Origin of the sequence: Micromonospora sp. DH13, assembly GCF_020873825.1 — a bacterium.
GTDB lineage: Bacteria > Actinomycetota > Actinomycetes > Mycobacteriales > Micromonosporaceae > Micromonospora > Micromonospora haikouensis.
Genome location: NZ_JAHWGR010000004.1, coordinates 124,228 through 138,813, shown reverse-complemented (window position 1 = coordinate 138,813; position 14,586 = coordinate 124,228). Strand labels below are relative to the sequence as shown.

The 14,586-nt window shown below is 70.6% G+C and carries 12 protein-coding genes and 2 pseudogenes; 8 read left to right on the top strand and 6 right to left on the bottom strand.

Going from position 1 to position 14,586, the window contains the following annotated elements:
* Positions 1-4 precede the first annotated feature (4 nt).
* Positions 5-949 (top strand): phytanoyl-CoA dioxygenase family protein, encoded by a 945-nt coding sequence (locus LPA42_RS33770; protein WP_077935936.1) that lies wholly within the window; start codon positions 5-7, stop codon positions 947-949.
* Between the two features lie 73 nt (positions 950-1,022).
* Here LPA42_RS33770 and LPA42_RS05400 read toward each other — a convergent pair whose 3' ends face one another.
* Positions 1,023-2,087 (bottom strand): integrase core domain-containing protein, encoded by a 1,065-nt coding sequence (locus tag LPA42_RS05400; RefSeq protein ID WP_077935935.1) that lies wholly within the window; start codon positions 2,085-2,087, stop codon positions 1,023-1,025.
* 694 nt (positions 2,088-2,781) lie between these two features.
* Here LPA42_RS05400 and LPA42_RS05395 point away from each other — a divergent pair.
* Entirely contained in the window at positions 2,782-3,258 is a 477-nt protein-coding gene (locus LPA42_RS05395) for a hypothetical protein (protein ID WP_077935934.1), read from the top strand.
* 7 nt (positions 3,259-3,265) lie between these two features.
* Positions 3,266-6,118, top strand: coding sequence for a M48 family metallopeptidase (locus LPA42_RS05390; RefSeq protein ID WP_158229372.1), 2,853 nt, complete (start codon positions 3,266-3,268; stop codon positions 6,116-6,118).
* Positions 6,119-6,157: 39 nt separating this feature from the next.
* Here the strand turns inward: LPA42_RS05390 and LPA42_RS05385 are convergent.
* Positions 6,158-7,050 (bottom strand): annotated as a pseudogene (locus LPA42_RS05385) (IS5 family transposase).
* A gap of 158 nt (positions 7,051-7,208) precedes the next feature.
* Here LPA42_RS05385 and LPA42_RS05380 point away from each other — a divergent pair.
* On the top strand, positions 7,209-7,400 hold the full coding sequence (locus LPA42_RS05380) for a hypothetical protein (RefSeq protein ID WP_077935932.1): 192 nt from the start codon (positions 7,209-7,211) through the stop codon (positions 7,398-7,400).
* Positions 7,401-7,525: 125 nt separating this feature from the next.
* Entirely contained in the window at positions 7,526-7,660 is a 135-nt protein-coding gene (locus LPA42_RS33765; RefSeq protein WP_255378718.1) for a hypothetical protein, read from the top strand.
* A gap of 407 nt (positions 7,661-8,067) precedes the next feature.
* Here the strand turns inward: LPA42_RS33765 and LPA42_RS05375 are convergent, their stop codons facing one another.
* Together LPA42_RS05375 and LPA42_RS05370 are read right to left on the bottom strand one after the other, a co-directional pair.
* The gene (locus LPA42_RS05375; protein WP_077935931.1) at positions 8,068-8,862 is read right to left on the bottom strand and encodes a response regulator transcription factor; all 795 of its coding nucleotides are present in this window, start codon (positions 8,860-8,862) and stop codon (positions 8,068-8,070) included.
* Complete coding sequence (locus tag LPA42_RS05370; protein WP_228986374.1) at positions 8,859-11,093, bottom strand: histidine kinase; 2,235 nt, start codon at positions 11,091-11,093, stop codon at positions 8,859-8,861. Before LPA42_RS05370 ends, LPA42_RS05375 begins: the two co-directional genes overlap by 4 nt.
* Before the next feature lie 119 nt (positions 11,094-11,212).
* On the opposite strand from LPA42_RS05370, the gene LPA42_RS05365 reads away from it, so the two are divergent.
* From LPA42_RS05365 to LPA42_RS05355, 3 genes are all read left to right on the top strand, one after another.
* Positions 11,213-12,493 (top strand): alpha/beta fold hydrolase, encoded by a 1,281-nt coding sequence (locus LPA42_RS05365; RefSeq protein ID WP_228986373.1) that lies wholly within the window; start codon positions 11,213-11,215, stop codon positions 12,491-12,493.
* Between the two features lie 185 nt (positions 12,494-12,678).
* Positions 12,679-12,852, top strand: a complete 174-nt coding sequence (locus LPA42_RS05360; RefSeq protein ID WP_077935160.1) for a putative ATP-grasp target RiPP — start codon at positions 12,679-12,681, stop codon at positions 12,850-12,852.
* A 169-nt stretch (positions 12,853-13,021) separates the two neighbouring features.
* A complete protein-coding gene (locus LPA42_RS05355; RefSeq protein ID WP_077935923.1) occupies positions 13,022-13,531 on the top strand; it encodes an O-acetyl-ADP-ribose deacetylase in 510 nt (169 codons plus the stop codon).
* Between the two features lie 172 nt (positions 13,532-13,703).
* On the opposite strand, the pseudogene LPA42_RS33760 reads toward LPA42_RS05355, so the two are convergent.
* Positions 13,704-13,856, bottom strand: a pseudogene (locus LPA42_RS33760) (transposase); the annotation flags it as partial.
* A 135-nt stretch (positions 13,857-13,991) separates the two neighbouring features.
* A complete protein-coding gene (locus LPA42_RS05345) occupies positions 13,992-14,195 on the bottom strand; it encodes a cold-shock protein (RefSeq protein WP_013283833.1) in 204 nt (67 codons plus the stop codon).
* Positions 14,196-14,586 lie beyond the last annotated feature (391 nt).

Here is a 14,586-nt window from a genome sequence, read left to right as displayed (position 1 = left end):
CCAGGTGCCGATCGATCACATTGGCGTGATGAGAGAGCTCGCCGAGCTGCGTTCGCTGGCGGCGAAGAAGGTGGAACAGGACCGGCTGCCGACCGACCTGGAGGCGGCCCGGCACGTTCGGGCGCAACTACGTGAGCTGGATCTGGACCGTTACGCGATCGACCTGGAGACGAAGGGCTATACCGTGCTGCCGCCGGGAACCGCCGCCCCGCTGGAGTTCTGTGCACGCCTGCGGGAAATGGTCCTGGAGATCGACCGGCAGGACCGTTCGGAGCCCCTCGACGCAGGCCACCCCCGGGGTCGACTGTTGTGGCACCTCCTGCCCCGGGACCGGATATTCGAGGAGGCGCTGATGGCCCCGGCGCCGCTGGCGCTGGTGGCCTACCTGCTGGGCTACCGGGCCAAGCTCGGTCAGTGCACCGCGGCGATCAAGGACCAGACGTCGAGCGCGCCGTTCGCGTTCCACGCCGATCAGAGCCGTAAGGTCCCGGCGCCTTGGCCGAGCGACGCGCAGTACTGCACCGTCACCTGGGCCCTGACCGACTACACCAGGGAGAACGGCGCGCTCTGCGTCTTGCCCGGAAGCCACAAGCTGTGCGCCGACGTGCCGGAGTCGCACCTGATGATGCACGACCACCCAGACGTGGAGGTCGTCGAGGCGCCAGCCGGATCGGTGATTCTACACCACGGGGCCCTGTGGCACGGCGCCGTGCCCCGCACCGCCCAGGGACAGCGGGTGACGCTCATGCTGCCGATGGTCCGCTTCCACCTGTTGCCTCAGGAGCTGTTCTGGGCCTCCACCACGCCGGAGATGATCGAGCGGAACTCGTCTCGGTTCTCCGCCCTGATGGGCCTGCTCGGATCCTGGCCGTGGGGTGCCGACGGACCCGACACGAAGTACCCCCGTCCCAGCTGGCTGACCACGCGGGGGGAGAACCGGTTCGCCTGAGTAGCGGAGCCGGCGGGGGTGTACCGTGCCAAAACTGCGTTAACTGCTGTGAGCTGGGGTTTTGAAGCTCGGTTCAGGCTGCTCGGTGGTACTCGTTGATCACGCCGCCAAGGCGTTGTCGGCGTCGTATCGGGGCGTCCATCGCGATGACGACGGCTGGGTCGTGGTTCGGTGACAGTTGCTGTCGGCCTTGATGCGGTCGGTGGTTGTTGAAGTGGTCCACGTACTCGCCGGCCACGGTTCGGGCGTGTCGTTCGTCGTAGATCAGCAGCCGGTCGGTGCACTCTTCGCGGAGGCTGCGTCCCCAGCGTTCGATGTAGCAGTTCGCCTGCGGTGTCTGTGCCGGGATCTTGACCACGGTGATGCCCTCGGCGGCGAAGACCTCGTCGAACGCTGCGCTGTACTTGCCGTCCCGGTCTCGGATCAGGAAACGGTACCGGCTGGTCTGTTGGTCGAGGCCCATGACGAGGTTGCGGGCCTGCTGGACGACCCAGGCGTGATCCGGATTGGCGGTGACCCTGAGTAAATGGACGCGGCGAGTGGCCACCTCCATCACCACCAGCACGTACAAGCGTCGCAGCAGGATCGTGTCGACGTGGAAGAAATCGATCGCCAGCAGGCCGTGCGCTTGGGCACGCAGGAACGTCCGCCAGCTGGTGTCCACGGTTCGCGGTGCCGGGCCGAGCCGCCGGGAGGCGAGGAGGCGGCGGATCGTGCCCGCGCCGACATGATGGCCCAGCCGTAGCAGCTCGCCCTGGACGCGCCGATGTCCCCATCGAGGCTTCTCTCGGGCGAGGCGTCGGACCAGGTCGCGGATCTCGTCGCTGACCGGCGGCCGCCCGGCCTTGCGTGGGTGGGTCCAGTGGCGGCGCAGCAGCCGCCGGTGCCAGCCGAGCAGCGTGGCGGGGGTGACCAGCCGGTGGGCCCGGACGGCGGTGGGCAGTAGACGGGCCAGGGCCGACAGGACAGCCCGGTCCGGCCAGGCCAACCGGGGCCGGCCGTTCAGCTGTCTGCGCAGCACCGCCACCTCATGGCGCAGGGCGAGGACCTCAGCCAGCAACGCGGTGTCGCCTCGGACCAGCAGCCCCAGAGCGCCGACCAGCCGGATCATCATCAGATGCACCAGCCGAACCACCATACCGATGATCCTCGACGCGAACCGGGACGTCCCAGCTCACCGTGTGTGCGGCGAGTTTCTGGCACGGTACAGGCTGCCATCCACTGTGGTCAGTGTTGTGGATGTTGCCCAGCTGGGTAGACGTTTGGGTGGTCGGTCGTGGTTGACCTGGGCGGGCATGGGTGCCGAACAAGGGTCGGGACAACGGCCAGGCCAAGGTTCGCCGGTGACTGCCGAAAGGTCCACGTACCTGATTCCCGCACTTCTGACCAGCGCGGCGGAGCCCCCGGGGGCACGCCGGGCCGTCGGCATGACGGGCCACCTCACGCGTCCCGCCGGGACCTACCGGTGGTACGTGACACGCAACGCTGGCTGGACACTGCCCACGGCCCGACACGTCAACTGGTTGACGACTTCGGTGGCTGCCCATGCGGCTGCACCCTGGATCACCGCACCGTGCTGGACATCGCTCTCGCGTCGCTGCCCCAACGGGACCGTACCCCAGTGTGTCCGGGTTTCCCAGGCCGGCTGCTGGGGCTCGTCGTTGTGCACGACGATGTCGACGTGCTCGGTCGGGCGGACGGTAGCGGAGTAGAGATGTTGGGAGGGATGTAGCGCTCGCGCCAGCGTCGTTGAGTAGTGGTGGGGCAACGGGTTTGCGCGACGCTGTGATACTCATGAACATAACTTTCCCTAGCTCCAGGGGAGGAAGCGCATGGGGCTTCTGGTCCGCGAGGTGGTACACGCGGTCATTGCTGAGGTTGCTCCGGAAGAGCTGCCCCTTGTCGCAGGGCTCAGTCAACTGGACGACGCAACGGTGATCAGGCGGCTTCGCCGCAGCGGAAGCCGGCGTGAGCAACTGGGCTTCGGGCTGGATGACATGCTGGTGTTGATCACACCGGTGGTGTGGCTGGTGCTGGACCAGATCGCGCAGAAGATTGCCGGCGGTGCGGTGAACGGCTCGACGCGACGGCTCAAGGTGCTGTTCCGTAAGGTTGTCCGGCAGAAGACCGCCCAGGTCGCTGTTCCGCCCCTCGCCCGGGAGCAGCTTGCCCAGGTTCGCCGTCAGGTGATGGAGGCCGCTCTCCGGGTCTGCCTGGAGGAAAAGCGGGCGGCTGCAGTGGCTGACATGGTCGTGACCCAGCTCGTCTTAGCCGATGCCGGGCCGCAAGCCTCGGATGAGCCCGGATGAGCATCCCATGACGACAGACCGTGCGCTGACTAGCGGTACCAACGCAAGGTTCGCGTTTCTCGTCGTACTGATCCTGGTATCCAGCGGCACGATGATGCTTGATGTCAGCGCGAGCCTATACGGCGCGGCCGGGCTGGGCTGCGGGCCGGTGCCGGTCGATACCAGCTCTCTTGGCCGGACCGGGAACCTGATCGGCGTCCTCTATGACATCCTTTACGACCACCTTTCCGACGAGTGCCTGGCCCGTTTTCAGTGGGCGCCGCCTATCCAGCTGGTCCTAGCCTGGCCTGCCGGTGTATTGGCCCTTGCCTGGGGGCTGTTCCGGTTTCTGTCGCGATGGAAGGCCCGGCCGGGCCGGGTTGTCCCGCTAAGTGCTTGCGACCAGGACGGCGAGATCGCCGCACTGCTCGAACAATTGGCGACAGAGACAGGGCTGATCAACTCGCCAAAAGCGGTCGTCAACCCTGCCGCCATGTCAGCGAACGCGGTGGTGTTCGGCAGCGATAGCGAACCAGTGGTCTGCCTCAACGCCGGGCTGCTTACCCGCAGAACCAGCGACCCACAGGTGTTCCGGGCGGTGCTGTTACACGAACTGGCGCACGTTCGGCACAAGGATGTTACGGCTGCCTATGCCACGGTTGCCCTGTGGCGGGTGTTTTTGGCCCTGGTCCTCGTCCCCTACGCGGTATGGGGTGCCATGCGGCTGGCCGCCATCTTTCCGACGCCTTACTGGCCGAGCCACGCGCCGGCGGCAATCCGCTATCTGGCCATTCCCGCATTCTTGACGGTCCTGGTCTACCTTGCCCGCTATGACGTGCTGCGGGTACGGGAGGTCTATGCCGATCGGGCCGCAGTCGAGCTCGGTGCCAGCCCGCAAGGCTGGGCTGGCCACAGAGGAAGCTCAAGCAACAGGATGGTGGCCTCGTTCACTGAGCTGTGGCAGACCCACCCGCGCTGGGACCGGCGCCGGGAGTCGCTCGCCGATCCGGCTGCCTTGATCGGGGTGCGCGGGCTGCCAATGTTCCTCACCGGAGCGTCAAGCACGGTGATCACTGTTGCCGTAACGTCCTACCTTATGGCGTATCGCCTGGGGTTTCATGGCTTGTTCGGGCCGTGGCCAGGCTCCGCTGTATACGTTCTGCAGTTGCTGGCGGGCCCTGCAATGGTCAGTGCAGTGGCCGGAATCGCTCTTTGGCGAGCGGCCGCCTATGCCGTGCTCACCTCGCGCTCAGCACCGTCCGGCGTGGCTGCCGGGATTTGGCTAGGCGGCGGCATGGTCGCAGGCGAGCTTCTCATGGGCCAGATCACCGGAAGTCAATGGCTGCCAGCCCGGCCAGAGACACTCGTCTTCCCACTGATCGCTGGGGCAGCGTTTGGCTGGTGGACCACCCGGTGCGCCGGCCTGTGGGCGAGTGTCTGGCGTGGACGGACCCTGTTCCCACCGATGGTGATGACCCTGACCGCGGGATTTCTGCTGCTGGCATCGTGGGTGCAATGGTGGCAGTACACCGGCTTGCTTTACTCGGCCGGAGTACGGTTCAACCCGAGCCTGGGCCGCGAGTTCCTCACGCGGGTAGATCCGGAGATCGCCGCGAGTCACCCAATCATGATGGCAATGGTCAATATCACGACGACGCTGCTGGCGGCTGTTCCGTTGTGGCCCTTGCTCATATTGGCGGCCGTCGCGCTGACGCTGACCCCGCTCCTCGCGTGGACGGTGCGGCCATCGGCTGGGGCGCCACGATGGGCGGACGGTGCTGGTCCTTGGCAGGCCGCTGGGCTCGTGAGGCTGCGCCAAGTATTCCTTCCCGTCGCGTTCGGTGGTCTCGTCGCCTGGACGGCTGTCGCTGGCGTGCAGGTGTACCTGCGCGGCTGGCATATCCCGCCGGGACACCGGTTCGGCCTATTCATCCTGATCCAGGAGCAGTTGATGGTCCTGGCTATGGTGCTGCCAGCGGCGGCGGTGGCCCTTTCGGTGAGCGCGACGGTGGCCAACCACAGGCTGGTCCTCGCCATGGCTGCAGCCCAGGCCACCGTCCTGCTGGGTTTTGTCGGGCTGTTCCTGAACGCGTCGTTGGAGGGTTGTGTCGACGCGCTTGCAGTCTTCCGGGACACGTGCGGCTGGCGGCCCGGATCCGCCTGGGGGAATCTCGGCAGCGCTCTGGGTATGGCTTTGGTGCTCGCCGCTGGGCTGGCAATCGTGGTTACCGCCCTTACTGCCCTATTACGACGCAACAACGCCGTTCAGCGCGGCGCAAACCCCGTTGCACGTGACGTTTCGCGGCAGGGCGTGGCGGTCTACTGCGTGATCACGGTCGCCGTGGTCATGCTCGTGATCGTCCTGAGGACGGGTGACCCCGGGGGGACGGAGGCTGCTAGCTCTACGACGGCGGCAGAGCAGGGCAGCGCGACGCTGCCGACGACCCGCCAGATGCGCGAAGACCTGCTGCCGCATAGCCACTTTCCGGTACCACGCCAGGTTGCGACGGCCGTCGCAACCTGGCGTGACCAGGGCGGCGACGTGCTGCTGCGGCACCTCATCGATCAATGGGTCCGGCTGCACCGAGTGTGGCAGGGGTCAGCGCAAAAGTTCGGAGTCGGCCGGGTTGACCTCGCGCAGATGAGGCCGGTGTGCACAGACCTCCTGACGGCCGTGCGGGCAGCCTCGGGTTCTGCGCCGATTCCAGAACCCGAGGCACAGCGCGAATGGAAACGAGCCTTGTCCCTCGCCGAAGCTGGTGGCAGCGCCTGCGAGCAAGTCAGTACGGACGACCCGCCCGACCCGCAGTTATTTGCCGACCTCGTCGCGGCGCGAGACGCCACGAGGCTGGTCCTAGATCGCCTTAACTCGATGTCCTGAGAGGGCGTTCGATTTGTTCTTGATCTACTAGGCCGCGTTTCAGAAGCGGGGTAGCCATTCGTTGATCGCTGCGATGTGCACGGTGGCTTCGTAGCGGACGGCGAGCTTGTCGTACCGAGTGGCTACCCCGCGGTGGCGTTTCAACCGGTTGATACCGCACTCCACGGCGTGTCTCTGCTGGTAGGTCACCGGGTCGAACACCGGTGGCCGGCCGCCCTTGGAACCCTTCTTCCGTCGGTTGGCCGCCTGGTCGGCCTTGATCGGGATGGCCGCCTTGATGCCCCGACGGCGCAGGTACTCGCGGTTGGCCCGCGAACTGTAGGCCTTGTCCGCCAGAACCCGATCCGGACGGGTGCGCGGCCTGCCACCCTCGGGCCTGGGCACCCGGATACCGGCCAGCACCGGGACGAACTGCGGGCTGTCACCACGCTGCCCGGCGGTCAACACGAACGACAGCGGCTTCTGCCCCTGCTCACAAGACAGGTGCAGCTTCGTGGTCAACCCACCCCGCGACCGGCCCAACGCATGGTCGGCCGGTTCCTCACCCACCCCGCCGGGTGGTTCCTTCTGCAGGTCTGCTCTCCTGCGGGCTCCGGCGGCGTGCTGGCGCTGGTGGAGTCCACGCTGACGTCCCAGGTGATCGCACCGACGGCGTCAGCGCAGGCCTGCAACCCGGTCACGATCCGCTGCCACGTGCCGTCACGCTGCCAACGCCGGTACAGCCCGTACACGGTCTGCCAGGGCCCGTAGCAGTCCGGCACGTCCCGCCACGGCGCCCCGACCCGCGTGCGCCACCGAATCCCGTCGATGAGCTGCCGTCTTTTCCGCTTCGGCGGCCGACCCGGCTTCTTGCCCACCGGCAGCAGCGGCTCCAGGGCCGTCCACTGCCGGTCGGTCAGGTCATGCCGCCTCGTCGCCGGTATCGTGGCCACGAGGTCTCCGGTCTGAAGTTCGTCTTGGTCGATGAACTACCTACCGGAGACCTCTTCACATCCCGATCAACGACACACCACAGCCACACCCACCAGCGCACCCACCTCTGAAACACGGCCTAGGGGCGCTCAACGACACGACCGAAGGGGAGGCCACAGTGACCTTCGCGGACGTCGATCTCCGGTCGCCGGTGGTGGGTCAGCCGGCGCACTTCACCGACCCGACGAACGGCTCCAGCCAGCCGATGGTGGAGCTCTACTCGTACGATCCGATCGCGCACTCCGCGGTGGCTCAGCCGGTGCTCGTGATGGCCAGTGCGGACTACTGCAAGCAGTTCAAGATCGACTGAGCGATATCAGGTGCAGCGACCCGTACCAGATCGTCGAGAGCCACACGAAGCTGACGATCCCGGTCCGGTCCGCGCCGAAGCTGACGTCGTGGGAGAACGTCGGCGGCGGGGACGGCATCGTCTCGGTGCATGCCGGCGCCGGTCACTGGATCTCTGCGTCCGAGCTCACGAAGTGGCTGACCGGAAAGCAGGGTGGCCTGGTCGCGGTCACCACCACCAACGGCGAGGTCACCACGCTGACCAAGATTGACAACCCCTGACCCGGTTGCGTCGCGGTCCCGGTCACCAGCGCGTCCGGGTCGGCGATCTGCCCCCAGGGCGCGCTCTGCCGCCGTCAAGGCGCGGCAGCATCGGAGGCGACTGCTCACGTGCGCTGCCCGACGTGCAGATCGACTTGGCAGCTCTGATCGTCGACGAGTACGACACGCCCTCGCCGCAGGAGATGCGGGTGGCGTCGGCGACCCAGAGCCGGTTCGGCCTGTCGGCGGTGAACTGACGGTTGACCAGATCCGGTGCCGGCGTGTGCCGGGGATCCTGCTTCGTGGAGCCGCCGCGCCAGCCTCGCCGCAGGAACGCACCAGAGAGCCGATCTCCGACAGCCGCGCGTGACTCAGGGAGTCGACGGGGCGGTAGGGGCCGGGTGCGGCATGGCCGACCGGCCGGACCTTCATCCGAGCAGCCGGCCCTTCGACGGTGGAGACCCGTGGTGCCCCGACGATTCCGGGGCCTGCTGCTCGCGTACCCCCGGGCGGATCAGCCCGCCCTCGTACGCCGCGATCGTCGCCTGCACCCGGTCGCGCACGCCCAGCTTGCCCAGGACGACCGCCACGTGGTCCTTGACCGTCGACGCGCTGATGCCCAGGACCGCCGCGATCTCGGCGTTGGACAGCCCGCGTGCCACCTGGTGCAGCACCTGCGTCTCGCGGGGGGTCAGCCCGCCGAGGCGTGCGGCGTCCTCGGGCCCGGGCCCGGTCGCGAACCGGTCGATGAGCCGGTGGGTGACCCCCGGGTCGAGCATCGCGTCCCCGGCGGCGACGACCCGGACGGCGTCGACGACCCGCTGCGGCTCCGCGTCCTTGAGCAGGAACCCGGCCGCTCCGGCCCGTAGCGCCGCGAACACGTACTCGTCGAGGCCGAACGTCGTCAGCATGACGATCCGGGTCGCCCGATGCCGCTCCCCGATCGCGGCGGCCGCCGCGATCCCGTCGGCGCAGGTCGGCCGGCCCGAGGGCGGGCCCTCCGGGCGGAGCCCCCGCACCGAGGCGGCCGGACCGGGGGGCCGGCGGGCTGGCATGCGTACGTCCAGGACGGCGACGTCGGGAGTGGTCGACGCGACGAGCGCGACGGCCGAGTCACCGTCGTGGGCCTGGCCGACGACCGCGATGTCCGGCTCTGCGTCGAGGATCGCGGCGATGCCGGCGCGCACCGTGGCCTCGTCGTCGGCGACGATGACCCGGATCATCGCAGCGCCTCCGGCAACCAGACGCGGACCGTGGTGCGGTCGGTGTCGACCGCCACCGAACCGCTGGCCGCGTCCGTCAGATCCCGCAGCGACCGCAGCACCTCCGCACCGACGGGCGGGCAGCGGCGGACCTCCAGGCCGATCCCGCCGGCGACGTACGTCACCGTGGCCACCGCGCCGTCGGCGATGAGCGCCGCGCCCGCCCGGTGCGCGGCCACCTCCAGGGGCGCGGGCAGGGACCGTGGCTCGCCGACGAACCGCAGCGCCGACCGGCGGCGCGCCGCCAGGTCGGACAGGGCGGCGACGGCGGGCGGCGGGTCGGGCCGGTCCTGGGGCAGCCCGTGCAGCAGCCGTCGCAGGGCGACCAGGCCGGCGCGGGCCTGCGCCGCGACCTCGTCCAGCCGGCCCGCCTCGGCCGCGGCGAGCGCCGAGGTGGCGTGCAGCCGCGCGCTCGCGCGCAGGTCGTCCACGATGCGCGCGCGCTCGCCCCGCGCCGCGCTGTCGGCGTGCCGGCGCACGGTCTCCCGTGCGGCGGCCTCGGCGGTCGACCGGCGGGACCGCCGCGTCGTCACCAGCCTGCCGGCGAGCCAGGCGGCGACCAGCGGTATCGCGAGCACGACGCCCAGCACCGCACCGGCCGCGGCACGGTTTCCGGTGATGTCGGCGCCCGCGCCCAGGGCCACCCCGCCGACGGCGGCCACCGCCAACGGCGCGGCGAACCCGAGGCTGGCTGCGGGCCGGTAGGCGCCCACCGCGTACACCAGCGCCAGCTCGACCCACCAGCACCACAGGAACGTCTCCGCCGGGTCGTGCCGGGTCCAGCCGGCAGCGGTGCCGGCGAGCCAGGCGACCTGGACCGTCAACGCCGCGACCAGCGCAGCGCCGGGCGCGAGCCGGCGCCACGCCAACGGCAGCGCGTGCAGCACCAGCAGCGCGACCAGCAGCGTCGCCGGAATCGGTGCGGCCAGCGGATCGGGGCCGTCCCCGCCCGGCAGCAGCACCGTGCCCGTGGACAGCCCGAGCGCGAGGACGACCATCGCCCCGTCCCGGACCGCCGCGCCGGCCCCGGCCCACATCCGGACGCCCGGCGGCGCTCCCGTCGTCGCCCGGACGGGCGGCGTCGCTCCGGTCCCTGGCGCGGCGCCCGGTGCCGCCCCGGGCCGCCACGGCAGCCGGGCCCGGACCCGCCATCCCGGACCGGCCGGCCCGGCGTCGAGGTCGCCGCCGACCGCCTCGACCCGGGCGCGGAGCCCGGCGATGCCGAGCCCGCTGCCCACGTCGCCGGCCGCGCGGCTGCCACCCCCGTCGAGCACCGTCACGGTGCACCCGCCGGGGTCGGCGGTGATCCGCACCGTCGCCGCCGCGCCCTGCGCGTACCGCATGAGGTTGGTCAGCGCCTCGCGGACGATCAGGTGCGCCAGGGCCGCGACCGCCGGCGGGACGACCCGCGCGGTGCGCTCGTAGCGCACCCACGGGTGGCCCGCCACCAGCTGGTCGACCGCCTCGATGCCGACCTCGTCGTCCCGCCCCGCCGACGCCACCACCCGGTCCAGGTCGTCGACCGCCGCCTGCCCGGCGCCGATCGCGTGTTCGATCGCCCGCTCCCGCAACACCGGGTCGGCGAGGCGCAGCGCCGCACCGGCGGACACGAGGATCGCGGTCAGCCGGTGACCGGCCACGTCGTGCAGCTCGGTCGAGAGCCGCCGGCGTTCCTGCGCGACCGCGAGCGGCGCGAACCCGTCCACGGCCGCCCGGAAGGTCTCGGCCGAGGCCCGGTCGGCCAGGACCCGACGGCGGAACCGCCCGACCGCCCACACCCCGGCGGCCACGGCCCCGAGCACGAGCGCGGTCGCGACGGTGGCCCGCGCCGACGCGCCGGAGGCCGCCGCCGTCACGGCGAACCCGGCCACCACGGCCGCGACGCCGGCCGCCGAGACCGCCGCCGTGCGGTGCACCACCAGCGCGTACGCCGTCAGCAGCACCGCGGCCGGGCCGGCCGGGGCGGCCCCGACGACGGGGGCGGCCAGCGCGGTGGCCAGGGCGGCACCGGCCAGCGCCGGGCCGGGCACCCGCCGGCGGTAGAGCAGCGCGACCACGGCGACCACGGCGACGGCGCAGACGCCGGGCGCCAGCCGCGGGTCCGGCCGGGTGGCGAGCCACCACAGCGCCTGCGACACCGCCACGGCGCCGGGAGCCCAGGTGTCGCCCAGGTCAGGGGCCCAGCGTCGCATACCCCGATGGTACGGGCCGCCCGGCCGGTCGGGACCCCGCCGCGAGGCGGGGGTGGGGCGCGTGGAAGCCGTCCTGTGGCACGACGCGCCTGCGCCCGGCACCGGCCAGCATGATCTTCATGGTTCGTTCCCTTGTTCGCCGGAGCATCGGCATCCTGCTGCTGCCGGTCGCCGTGGCCACCGCCGTGACCGTGGGCGGCGCGGGCTTCGTCGCCACCGCGCTCGTCACCGCCTGGATACCGCTGCTGTGCGCGGTGGGGCTCGTGTTGCTGGGCACCGTCGCCCAGCTCCTCGCCCGGCCCGCGTTCGCGCTGCTCGGCGTACGACGCCGGAGCCGCGCCGCGACGGCGCTGGCCGCCGCGGTCACCGTCGCCGTCGCCGGGCTCGCCGCCGTGACCGTGTTCCGGCCCGGCCCGCACCCGGCCGCCCCGCCCCCGCCCGCCGGCGTCCGGTTCTGGGACCTGCCCACCGGATCACGGATCGCGTACGTCCACGCCGCCGCCTCCGGCACGCCCCGCTCGACGCCCGTGCTCTTCCTGCACGGCGGCCCCGGCACCCCGGGGGAGGGGGTGCCCGCCGTCGGTGCCCTGCTCACTGCCGACGGCTTCGAGGTCTACGCCTACGACCAGCTCGGTGCCGGCCGGTCCACCCGGCTCGCCGACGTCACCGGCTACACCGTCGCCCGGCAGGTCGCCGACCTCGACGCGATCCGTGTCGAGCTGGGCGCCGAGCGCGTCGTTCTCGTCGGGCAGTCGTGGGGCGGCTCGCTCGCGGCGCAGTATCTCGCGGCCCACCCGCAGCACGTCGCCCGGGTCGTGTTCACCTCGCCCGGCCCGATCTGGGCGGGCGCCTACCCGGACGGCGGAGGCGGCGACCCCTGGGCCCGGATGCCGGCCGAGCAGCGTCGGCAGCGCGACGAGCTGTTCGCCTCGCCGCGGGTCGTCGCCCAGGCGGTCCTGCAGGGCGTCAACCCGAACGCGGCGCACGCGCTCGTCGGCGACGACGAGGCGGACGCGCTGATACACGCCGTCGCCGTGCTCGGCAAGGACACCGCCCGCTGCCCCGGTTCGGCACCCGCCGAGGTGCACGACAACCACCAGGGCTTCTACGTCAACCAACTGACGGTCGAGGACTTCGCCCGCATCCCCGATCCGCGGCCCGCGCTCCGGCAGGCCCGGGTGCCGGCGCTGATCATGCGCGGCGAGTGCGACTTCGTCCCGTGGGAGGAAACGTACGAATACCGGCGCACGTTGCCGCAGGCGACCCTGGTCTACCTGCCGCACACGGGACACGACATCACCTCCGGCCAGCGGGAGGCGTACGACGCGCTGCTCCGCGCGTTCCTGCGCGACGAGCCGCTGCCGCTGCCGGCCTACACCTCGGCCAGACCCCCGTCGTGAGTCGGACCCCGGCGACGATCGCTCCAGCGCCGGCCCGGCCGCGCGTCCGGCGGACACCCGGCCAGCCAAGACTGGGGATCCCGAACCAGGGAGATCCCTGGTCCCAGGCGGTTCCCGGCGGCCACACACTGGCGTTCGTCCGGCCGAGCAGCCGGGCGCTCCCTCAGGGTGAACAGGGGTACGACATGAGGCGCAAGACCGTGCGGATCGACACGATTCCGGCCGACGGCGTGGAACTGGCCGACGAGCAGCTCGCCCGAATGCTGGGTGGCCTGCCGAGGCGGGACGCCGGGGGTTCGTCGAAGACCATCGACGACATCCCCAGCGGGGGCCGGAACGACACCGACAGCGACTTCTGATCGGCCGCCGTCGCCGGCCCGCCCTGTCCCGGGCCGGTCGGCGACGGCCACCCCGCCGGGGGCACCGATGACGGTGCGGCGATGACCGACTGGTCGGATGACCTCACGCCCGCGGCTGGCGCGGCGGGAGCGGTCATGACGTCGTCGCCTGATGTGCCAGGATGCTGCTGTGGTAGCGATCGAGGTCGCCCTGGGTGACATCACGCGGGAGAACGTGGACGCCATCGTCACGGCCGCGAACGAGTCGCTTCTGGGCGGCGGTGGTGTCGACGGCGCGATCCACCGCGCCGCCGGGCCTCGCCTGGCCCGGGCGGGTGGTGCAATCGGCCCCTGCGAGCCGGGCGACGCGATGCCGACCCCGGCGTTCGACCTCGACCCGCCGGTGCGGCACGTCATCCACACGGTCGGGCCGGTCTGGGAAGGCGGCGGCAACGGTGAGGACGAGGTCCTGGCCTCCTGCTACCGCAGGAGCCTGCAGGTCGCCGATGAGCTCGGCGCCCGGACGGTGGCTTTCCCGGCGATCGCGACCGGCGTGTACGGCTTCCCACCCGAGCGGGCGGCGCGGATCGCCGTGGCAACGCTCGGGTCCGTACCGACGAACGTTCAACGGGTACGACTCGTCGCCTTCGACGAAGACACCCGGGATCAGCTACAGGCCGCGATGACAGCCACAGGATGACCTTGAGACGGGTGCGTTGCGCAGTTCCGCAAGCAGGCTGGGCTACTGCCGGCCGGCTGAAGGTCTTGTGGTCGCGGATAAGTGCCCAGAGAACATCGACGCGTCGTCGCGCGAGGGCGAGAATGGCTTGCCGGTGGTTCTTCCCTTCGGCACGCTTCTTCTCGTAGTAGGCCCGGGAGGTGGGGCATTCTCTGGCGGCGGTGAACGCGGCCATCCACAGAATGTGCCGCAGTCTCCGGTGGTATCGGCGGGCAGGCCGATGGTTCCCGGAAACAGTGCCGGAGTCGCGGGAAACCGGCGCCAGGCCGGCATGAGCCGCGAGTTTGGTGGGGCTGTCGGATCCGCACCGAGATGGCCGGCCTTCTGCCGATCAGACGGTCTTCGCGATGCTGTGGTGAGCGCATGAAACGCCAAACGGCGGCCCGCTGAACCAGTCGGGCCGCCGTTCAGAGAATGTGGATCAGAGCGGGCGGATGTTTTCCGCCTGCGGGCCCTTCTGGCCCTGGGTGATGTCGAACTCCACCTTCTGGTTCTCGTCGAGGCTGCGGAAGCCGCTCGCCGAGATGGCGGAGAAGTGGGCGAAGACGTCGGCGCCGCCGTCGTCCGGGCTGATGAAGCCGAAGCCCTTGTCGGCGTTGAACCACTTCACGGTGCCTGTAGTCATGTCTGCTCCTTCGCAGGCTGTTGGCGACCGCACTGTGCGGTCGCTTACGCCGCCGCGTTGATCACCCGCGTCGAAACGACACGAAAAACGAAAAGCGCCTGGATGGGTTTCAATGCCCCATCAGGCGCCGGGAAACGTCTACGGAAATCAAAACTGCAACTCGGTTACTGTAGCACATGATCCGTCGTCGGCCAGATGGCGGCGGGGTGGGCCGCTGAGCTTGCTTCTCTGCGGAGGCGCCTTCGGATCCACGCCGTGCTCGGCGACCCGGCGCGGCTGGCGATCGTGGACGCCCCCTGGTGACGCCTCTTCCGACAGCAACGCCACGTCGTCGGTGCCGCGAGCGGTGTTCCACCCGCCACCCACGTCGTCCGTTCCGCCGCTGGCCATG